6 protein-coding genes and 1 pseudogene are annotated in these 9,286 nt (G+C 68.0%); 2 read left to right on the forward strand and 5 right to left on the reverse strand.

What is annotated here, in order from left to right; genetic code table 11:
• Positions 1-184 precede the first annotated feature (184 nt).
• Complete coding sequence (locus tag VGH68_RS15260; RefSeq protein WP_331604480.1) at positions 185-1,465, reverse strand: DUF445 domain-containing protein; 1,281 nt, start codon at positions 1,463-1,465, stop codon at positions 185-187.
• A gap of 313 nt (positions 1,466-1,778) precedes the next feature.
• Between VGH68_RS15260 and VGH68_RS15265 the strand changes: the two genes are divergently transcribed.
• Both VGH68_RS15265 and VGH68_RS15270 read left to right on the forward strand, forming a co-directional pair.
• Positions 1,779-2,960, forward strand: coding sequence for a DNA repair exonuclease (locus VGH68_RS15265; protein WP_331604481.1), 1,182 nt, complete (start codon positions 1,779-1,781; stop codon positions 2,958-2,960).
• On the forward strand, positions 2,957-5,578 hold the full coding sequence (locus tag VGH68_RS15270) for an AAA family ATPase (protein ID WP_331604482.1): 2,622 nt from the start codon (positions 2,957-2,959) through the stop codon (positions 5,576-5,578). Before VGH68_RS15265 ends, VGH68_RS15270 begins: the two co-directional genes overlap by 4 nt.
• A gap of 76 nt (positions 5,579-5,654) precedes the next feature.
• Here the strand turns inward: VGH68_RS15270 and cobJ are convergent, their stop codons facing one another.
• From cobJ to VGH68_RS15290, 4 genes and pseudogenes are all read right to left on the reverse strand, one after another.
• Positions 5,655-7,523: a precorrin-3B C(17)-methyltransferase gene (gene cobJ / locus VGH68_RS15275; protein ID WP_331604483.1), complete on the reverse strand. Its 1,869-nt coding sequence runs from the start codon at positions 7,521-7,523 to the stop codon at positions 5,655-5,657.
• Positions 7,511-8,254, reverse strand: coding sequence for a precorrin-2 C(20)-methyltransferase (locus VGH68_RS15280; protein WP_331604484.1), 744 nt, complete (start codon positions 8,252-8,254; stop codon positions 7,511-7,513). Before VGH68_RS15280 ends, cobJ begins: the two co-directional genes overlap by 13 nt.
• Entirely contained in the window at positions 8,255-8,881 is a 627-nt protein-coding gene (locus VGH68_RS15285; RefSeq protein WP_331604485.1) for a precorrin-8X methylmutase, read from the reverse strand.
• A pseudogene (locus VGH68_RS15290) lies at positions 8,874-9,286 on the reverse strand (oxidoreductase); the annotation flags it as partial. The pseudogene VGH68_RS15290 and the gene VGH68_RS15285, both read right to left, overlap by 8 nt.

Genomic DNA, 9,286 nt, shown 5'->3' on the forward strand with positions numbered 1-9,286 from the left:
GGGTGTGGACTGGCGCAGTGGCTGCGCTAGCGGCGCAGCGGCTTACCACGCCTCGCGCCGGGCGCCGGCTGCCGGCCTGTGCGAACCGGGTTGTCAACCGGCCTGTGTGAACCGGGTTGTCAACCGGCCTGTGCGAACCGGGTTGTCAACCGGCGTTGCGGATCGGCGCTTTCAACCGGCGTTTTTAACCGGCATGCACGCGCAGCAGTTCCAGCAGTTGCGAACTCACATACAGCAGCAAGCCGATAAAGCCGCCGACGATCGTTCCGTTGATGCGGATGTATTGCAGGTCCTTGCCGATATTCAGCTCGATCTGCCGCGACATCTCGCGCGAGTCCCAATTCTTCACGGTGTCGCTGATATGGCGCGTGAGGAATTGCGCGAAGTCCGGCGCCATCGCGCGCGCGGCATCCTCCAGATGATCGTTCAGCGATTGCCGCAACGCCGGATCGCGCGCAAGTTCGCGGCCGACCCACTGGCCCATCGCGGCGACGCGCGCGTGCAGCACCGAGTCGGCGCTGTGCAGATCGCGCTTGAGCCATGCGCGCAGATCACCCCACATGTCTTTCACGTACGCAGTGAACGCATCGCCTTCGACGAGATAGCGCTTCAGCGCTTCGCCTTGCGCGGCAAATGCGGGATCGGTCTTCAGCTTCACGATCAGCTTTTGCACCGCTTCGTCGAAGCGCTCGCGCAGCTCGTGCGTGGGGTTATCGGCGATCTGTTCGAGCATCCGGTGGGTCGCTCTGGCGAGCGCGTCCGCGCCTTTGTCGCCGAGTAGCGCGGTGGGCAGGATCTTCTCCATCGTCGGGTACTCGCTCTTGACCCAATCGACGATGCGCGCGGCGATGAACTCGCGCGCCGGCTTCTCGCGCAGCAGCGCAATCACCTGCCCGATCGCGGTGTCGAGCAGTTGCTGATGACGGCCGTCGCGCGTGAGCATGTCGAGAATCGAGCCGAGCGATGGCGACAGATCGACCTTCGCGAGCAGATCGCGCAGCGCGTCCTTGATCAGGCTCTGGATGCGCGCGTCGTCGGCCACGTCGAGGATCCCGCCGCTCAGCCGCACCACGTAGCCACCCAGGCGCGCGCTGTTGGCTGGCTCGCTCAGCCATCCGGTGATGGTTTGCGCGGGATCATGCCGGCGGATCAGCCCGACCAGCGACGGCACGTCGAGAAACTTGTCCTGCACGAAGCGCGCGAGGTTATCGGCGATCTTGTGCTTGTTGCGCGGGATGATCGCGGTGTGCGACGAGACCACCGGGATCGGCACGCGCCGGAACAGCGCGGCGAGCGCGAACCAGTCGGCGAGCGCGCCGACCATCGCGGCTTCGGCGACCGACTTGATGCCGTCGACCCACAGGCCGCGCCGCATGAACGCGGTGACGACGAAAACACAGGCGGCCGCGAGCAGCAGCAGTAACGGCGTGCGCTTGGCCTTCTTCAGTTCGGTGGTCTTGTCCATTGGCGAGGGTGTCGGGTTCAGCGGCGCGGCTTTGCGGCCGGCCGGCGGGGCCGGCTCGCCCGCCATGATGCGGCACGGCGGGCGCGCGCGTCCAGTCCGCCTACGCGTCGCGGCTTCGGCAAGGTAACATTCGCGGTTGAATTCAAAAGTGAACGCGCGGGGGCAGGCCTGAACCGGCAACGGAACAGCTCGCCAGACAGCCAGGCCGTCAGGCCGCACGCATAGCCAGGCAACGCCCAGGCAGCACCCGCACCCAGGCCACACCCACGCAGCACCCACGCAACACGACGCAAGCAATCGCCATGGAGGCACAGTGATCAGGTTTCTGCACACCGCGGACTGGCAGATCGGCACGCAATTCGGCCAGTTCGAGCCGGACGAGGCTGCGCATCTCGCACAGGCGCGTTTCGACACGGTGCGCCGCATCGCCGAAGCAGCCGCCGCGCGCAACGTCGACGCGGTACTCGTCGCGGGCGACGTATTCGATCTGCAAACCGTATCGGACACGGTCATCCGCCGCCTGTTCGCCGCGCTGCAACCGTTCTCCGGCCCGTGGATCATGCTGCCGGGCAATCACGACGCGGCGCTCGTCGAAAGCGTGTGGACCCGCGCGCAGCGGCTCGACTGCATTACGCCCAATGTGCGCGTCGTGCTCGAACCCGGCGTCGTGCTGCTCGACGCGTGCCGCTGCGCGCTGCTGTGCGCGCCGCTCACGCAGCGCATCACCTACGACGACACCACCGCATTCTTCGATTCGACCGAAACGCCTTCCGGCTATCACCGTGTCGGACTCGCGCACGGCAGCGTCGGCGGCATCCTGCAGCAGAGCATCGATTCATCGAATCCGATCGCGCCGACACGGGCCGCGAGCGCGCATCTCGACTATCTGGCGCTCGGCGACTGGCACGGTCATCTGCGCGTTGACGAGCGCACATGGTATGCGGGCACGCACGAGCAGGACCGCTTTCGCGCGAACGAACCGGGCTTCGTTCTCGACGTCACGTTGAGCGAACCGGGCGCAACGCCGCAGGTCGACCCGCTGCGCGTCGGGCAATACCGCTGGCATCGCTGGGACGAGACCATTTCGGTGCCGACCGACGTCGATGCGCTGAACGCGCGTCTCGCCGGGCTGGGTGGCAACGACGTGCTGCGTATCGAGGTTGGCGGCACGGCCGCGCTTGCGGATGCCGAGGCGCTGCATGTGGCGGTCGAACAGGCCCGCGCGCGCGTGCGGGCAGTGCGCGCCGATCTGAGCGGATTGCATGTGCTCCCGAGCGCCGACGACCTCGCCGAACTCGGCGCGCAAAGCGGCTATCTCGCGAAGGTGGTCGCGCGGCTGCGCGGCATGCAGCAAGACGCGCAGGCCGATCCGCAGCAGGCCAAGCGCGCGGCCGAGGCGCTGCTGCTGCTCGCGCGGCTGCAACGTGAACAGCGGCAACGCGATTCACAACCCACCCAACATCTCGAGCCTGCGCGCGAAGCGAGGTCCGCATGAAGCTGCAACGTATCGCGATTCAGGAATTCAGGCAGTTCGGTGGGCAGCTCGTGATCGACGATCTGCAGCCGGGCCTCAATCTGTTCACCGGCCCGAACGAGGCCGGCAAGAGCACGATCGCCGAAGCGGTGCGCGCGGTGTTTCTCGAACGCTACAAGGCGTCGCATCTGAAAGATCTGCTGCCGTGGGGGCTCTCGAGCGGGCAGCCGTCGGTCGATGTGAGCTTCGAGCTCGACGGCGTCGCGTGTCGTTTGTCGAAGCAGTTCGTGTCGCGGCAGCGCTGCGAACTGAGGATCGGCCAGGCGGTGTTCAGCGAGGACGAAGCGGAAGACAAGCTGGCCGCGCTACTCGGTTTTTCGCGGGCCGCGCGCGGCCCGCTGAAGGCAGAGCATGCCGGGGTGCCGGGGCTGTTGTGGGTGCAGCAGGGCGGCACCCAGGAGCTGCGCGATTCGAGCGGGCATGCGGCGCAGTATCTGCGCGAGGCGCTCACGCAACTGTCGGGCGGGCGCGAATCGGCCGGCGAAGACGCGTTGATCGCGGCCGTGCAGCGCGAATTGCGGCAACTGCTGACCGCGCGCACGCAGAAGTCGACCGGACCGCTCGCGCAAGCCGAGCAGACCCTGGCTACGCTGAGTGCGAGCCGCGACGAACTGCAACAGCAGCGGCAACAGTTCGACGACAACATCGCGCGCCTCGCCGCGCAGCAGCAAGCGTTCGACGACGCCGAGCGGCGGCGTCCGTGGGAGCTTCACGAGCAGAAGGCCGCACTCGCGCAGCAGCGTGCCGCCGCCGTGGCAGAGCTCGAGCGCGACATGCAGGGGCTCGCGCACGCGTTGCTCGCGAGCGAGGCCGAGCTTGCGCTGTCGGTGCAGCAGGAACAGAGCGCGCTCGAGCTCGAGGCGGCGGTGGCGCGCGAGCTTGAACAGCTCGACATCGCGCGCGCCGGGGTCGCCGCCGCCGAGAGCGCGCATGCGCAGGCGGAACACAGCGTCACGCAATTCGAGCAGGCCTCGGCCGATGCGCATCGCGCGCTCGAACTCGCGAACGCGGCCGTGACCGCCGCCGATCTGCGCAATCAGATCGATTTTTATCGCACGGAGAGCAAGCGGCTGGAAGCGTCGATCGCCGACGCGGAGAAGGCGAACGCGGCGGTGTTGCAAGCCACGCGTGACGCGGCGGCGCTTGAGATCGACGACACGCAACTGAAGCGGCTCATCAAGCTCGATGGCGAATTGACCGTGTTGCGCGCGCGTACCGAAGCGGCGATGACGCGTATCGAGTACCGGTTGAATGGCGAACTGAGTGTCGGAAACGAGCGGATCAGCGGCACCGGCGTGCTGCGCGTCGATGACGAAAAGCGCATCGGTCTGGGCGAGCTGGGCGAATTGCGGGTGATTCCGGGCGTCTCCGATCTGTCCGCGCAATTGTCCGAACTCGCGGCGCTCGAAGCACGGCACGCGCAGGCGTTGCAGGCGCTCGGCGTCGCATCGGCGGCCGATGCGCAGGCGCGCCACGAGCAGTGGAAAAGCGTGGTCGCGCAACAGAAGCGCCACGCCGATATTCTCGGCGTGCATGCGCCGCAGGGCATCGATGCATTGCGCGCGGCGTTGGCGGCGGCGGCGGCGCGGCGGCAGGCGTCGAGCGAACGGCTCGCGAGTCTGCCCGATGTGTCCGCCGCGCCGCCGCTGGACGACGCTCGCCGCAACGCCGAGATCGCGCGCGACGCGTTGGAGGCCGCGCGCAAGGTACTCGCGCAGACGGCCGCGGCGAAATCGACCGGCATCGCGCAGGCAGAGTCGCTTGCCGCGCAGTTGCAGCGCAAGCGGGCGCAACTCGCCGACGACGCGTTTCGCCGCAAACGCGCGCAGTGGCAGGCGAATATCGTCGAACAGCGCGTGAAGGTCGACGCGTTGAAGAATCAACGCGGCGAACGCGAGCGCGAACTGCAAGCCGCGCGGCTCGACGATCCGGCGGCGGAGGCGAAGCGCTATCGTGCGTCGGCGGAACTCGCGCGCGGGGAGCAGCACGCGCGCCAGCTGCGGATCGCGGAACTGCGCAGCGAGTTGCAGACGATGGGCGCGTCCGGTCTCGGCGAACGGCTCGCCGCGCTCGAAGCGCAGGTCGAGCAGGCGACGCGCCGCAAGGACGAACTGAGCCTGCGGGCGAGCGCATTGAGTTTGCTCGACGAAGTACTCGTCGATGAACGGGACGCCGCGCTCGCGCAATTGCGCGCGCCGTTGACCGAGCGGCTGGGTCATTACCTGAAGCGGATTTTTCCGCAATCGAGCATCGCGCTTGGCGACGATCTGAGCCCCGCGACGCTCGATCGCGACGGCCGTACGGAACTGCTGGATGCGCTGAGCTTCGGCACGCGCGAGCAGCTTGGCATCCTGACGCGGCTCGCGTATGCGGATCTGTTGCAGGCATCAGGCCGGCCGACGCTGCTGATGCTCGACGACGCGGCGGTGCATACCGATGCCGCGCGGCGCGACGCGATCAAGCGCGCGCTGATCGACGCGGCCACGCGGCATCAGATTCTCGTGTTCACCTGTCATCCAGAGCTGTGGGACGACCTCGGGGTCCCGCAGCGGGCGGTCGCGGATTTGAAGCTCGCGTGAGCGGGCCGGCGGCTACGTAACTATCTATCTATCGGCGCACTGCGGCGCTGCGGCTCGCTGCCGGCCCCTTGCTCATTTACTCATACCAGCGCGGCGTGTACACCCACTGCGCGCCGTTATCGCCGCAAGCGAAACGCCGCGTCAGCGATGAACCGACGATCACCAGCGTACGCATGTCCACGTCGGCCGAACGAATTTCGCCGAGCGTCAGCGTGCGCAACGTGCCACCGGGCCGGCCGATGTCGCGGCCGAGCACGACTTGGGTCGACGCGGCGCGATATTCCCGCACGATGTCGAGCGCGCGGTCGAGTTGCCAGGGCCGCGCGCGCGAGATCGGGTTGTAGAACGCCATCACCAGATCGGCCTGGGCCGCGTGGCGCAGACGCGTCTCGATGATCGTCCATGGCTTCAGGTTGTCGGACAGCGACAGCATGCAGAAGTCGTGGCCGAGCGGGGCGCCGGCTTGCGCGGCGGTCGCGAGCGCGGCCGATACGCCCGGCACGATCGAGAGTTCGACGGCGGCCCACGCGTCGTCGCGCGAGGCTTCGAGCGCTTCGAGTACCGCTGCCGCCATCGCGAACACGCCGGGGTCACCGGACGACACCATCACCACCGAGCGGCCCTCGCTCGCGAGTTCGAACGCATGACGCGCGCGCTGCATTTCCTCGCGATTGTCGGTGCCGTGTACGCGCTGGTCCACGCTCAGCGGGCCGGCCATCTTGACGTAGGTGTCGTAGCCGAGGATATCGGTGGCTTCGTTCAACGCGGCGCGCGCGGCGGGCACCATCAGTGCGGCGCTGCCCGGACCGAGGCCAATCACGCTCAGGCGACCGCGCGCACGGCCGATGGTCGCGGGATCGATGGGGACTGGCGACACCGTGACCGTGATGCCGGTTCCGGCGGTGTCGTACAGCGTTTCGTGCGGGACGGCTAGCGAGGCATCGAGCAGGGCGGCGGCATTCGGTTCGCTGTCTGCGGTACTCGGGTCCGCAAAGCGCAGCGGTACGTCGAGAAGCGCGGCGGCCTGCGCGAGCGACGGGTCCGTCATGCTGGCGGCTGGCGCTAGCAACGCCGCGAGCGAAAGCGGCGACAGGTCGTGCGCGTGCAGGGCCGCGCGAACGCGTGCGGCGATTGCATTGGCCGCAGCATCGGCATCGCCTTCGGCGCTGGGCTCGCCAGCGATCATCTGAGCGAATGCGACCACGCTGCGCGGGTGAATCACCAACTCATCCTCGCGCCCGTCCCACGCGTGCGGCGTCACCCGAATCGCGCGACGCGCGGAAGCCGAGCGGGGCAGTTGCGCATCATCGAGCCACGGCGCATCCCCTTCGATGCGCGTGCTTTCCCCCGCCAGCAGGTCCGACACGAAGCGCTTGCCTTGCCCGATATCGGCGAGTGCATAGCCATCGGGCGGATTGAGCACGCAGGTGCCGAAGCGCAACTCGCCGCTTGTCGTGATGGCGGGTGCTACGGCCAGTGCGGCGGCGATCTCGCGCGCCATCAGGTTGACGCCCGCGAGTCCGCCGAGCAACGGCACGACCGCGCTGCCGTCCTCCGCGACCGCGAGTACCGGTGGCTCGGCGCCCTTGTTCGACAGCAGCGGCGCGAGGCAGCGGATCACGATGCCTGCCGCGCACAACGCGACGATCGGCACGCCGCGCGCATACAGTTCGCGCAGATGCGCGCCCAGTTCGACGTACGCGACGTCGGCATCGACGCGGCCCCTGAGCGCATGGATTTCGCAGCGCGTCGGATCGCCGCCATAGGCCGCGGCATATACCGCATCAGTGCGGTGGGCGTCAGGTTCGCCGTGACCCGCGTGCTCAGCATGAGCGGCCGGCCCGCGATTACGCCCGCGCTCGACGTACGACGCCTGAATCCGTCGCGCGGTCTGCAGCGCCCCGGCACCCAGAATCACGATCGCCGGCGCAATTACTGTTGCCATTTTTGACCCGGCACGACGAGCAGCGAAAAATATGGCGACGCCATCGGATCCACGTCGGCGAGCGGCACGATGCGCTGATTGCTCATCGTCGCGCGTTCGACGTACAGCGCACGGTCGGCGAGACCGAGTTCGCCGAGCACACGCCGCACCTTGTCGAAATTGCGGCCGAGCTTCATCACGACGGCGGCGTCCGCATCGGCGAGACGACGGCGCAGTTCGTGCTCCGGCAGCACGCCGGACAGCACCGACAGGCTCTGGTTGCGATACACGAGCGGTGCGCCGAGCACGGCCGCACCGCCGAGCATCGAGCACACGCCCGGCACCACTTCGCTTTCGTAGCGCGCCGCGAGCCGGTCATGCAGATACATGTACGAGCCGTAGAAGAACGGATCGCCCTCGCAGATCACCGCGACGTCGCGACCCGCATCGAGATGGCCCGCGATGACCTCGGCGGCGGTGTCGTAAAAGTCGGCGATGATCGCTTCATACGAGAGCGGCGGTTCGAGCGCTTCGGTCGTGACCGGATAGACGAGCGGCAGATGCTGCTGCGCGTCGTGCAGATGCGCTTCGATGATGCCGAACGCGTTGCCCTTCTTGCCCTTCGCGACGAAGTACGCGACCACCGGCGCCGCCTTCAGCAGTCGCAGCGCCTTTACCGTGATCAATTCCGGGTCGCCGGGGCCGACGCCGAGTCCGCAAAGCCGCCCTTGGGATGCCTTTGGCCGTGTCATTTATTCGATCTCCGTCGCGAGCGCGTTAAGGGCGGCGGCGGCCATCGCGCTGCCGCCGCGCCGGCCATGCACGACCACATACGGTACGCCACGGCTATCGTCGGCGAGTGCCGCCTTCGATTCGGCCGCGCCGACGAAGCCGACCGGAAAGCCGAGAATCAGCGCGGGCTTCGGCGCGCCGGCATCGAGCATGTCGAGCAGATGGAATAGCGCGGTCGGCGCATTGCCGATCGCGACCACGCTGGCCGCCAGATGCGGACGCCACAATTCGAGCGCGGCGGCAGAGCGGGTATTGCCGATGTCGCGCGCGATCGTGGGCACGTCGCTGTGCGTGAGCGTGCAGATCACTTCGTTGTTCGCAGGCAGCCGCGCGCGCGTGATCCCCTGCGCGACCATTCCCGCGTCGCACAGGATCGGCGCGCCGAGCGCGAGCGCAGCGCGGCCCGCGGTGCCGGCGCCGTCGGAAAACGCGAGGTCATCGATCACGTCGACCATCCCGCACGCGTGAATCACACGCACCGCGAGTTTTTCAAGGTCCGCGGGAATGCGCGACAGGTTGGCTTCGGCGCGGATCGTCGCGAAAGACTGGCGATAGATCTGCTGACCGTCGCGAAGGTAATCAGGCATCGGGGTGGCTCCGGGCGAGGCGCGCGAGCAGGGCGGCGGCCTCGTCGATGGTCAGTTGGGTCGCGACGCATTGGCCAAAACCAGGGCGGCTGTCGCGTCGATACAGGTCGTAGCGGCCGGGCTCGACCGCGAGCAAGGTGTACGGCGCGCGGTGCGCGGCCGCGCATGAGCGCGCGCAGCCGCTCAGATGCACGTCGACGCCGGCGGGCAGTTGCGCGGCTAGTTGCAGCGCGTCGGTCTTGGTGTCGGCGAGGCCCTTCGCGCAGCCGCTCGAACCGGCGCACGCGATGAGATGCGCGATCGGCTGCCCGTAATCGCACGCGAGGCCGAGTGCGATCAGCTCAGCCAGCACGATAGGCACGGCCTGCGTCGGGATATCGGGCAGCAGCACGCTTTGCCAGGGCG

It is taken from the genome of Paraburkholderia sp., from assembly GCF_036488505.1.
GTDB lineage: Bacteria > Pseudomonadota > Gammaproteobacteria > Burkholderiales > Burkholderiaceae > Paraburkholderia.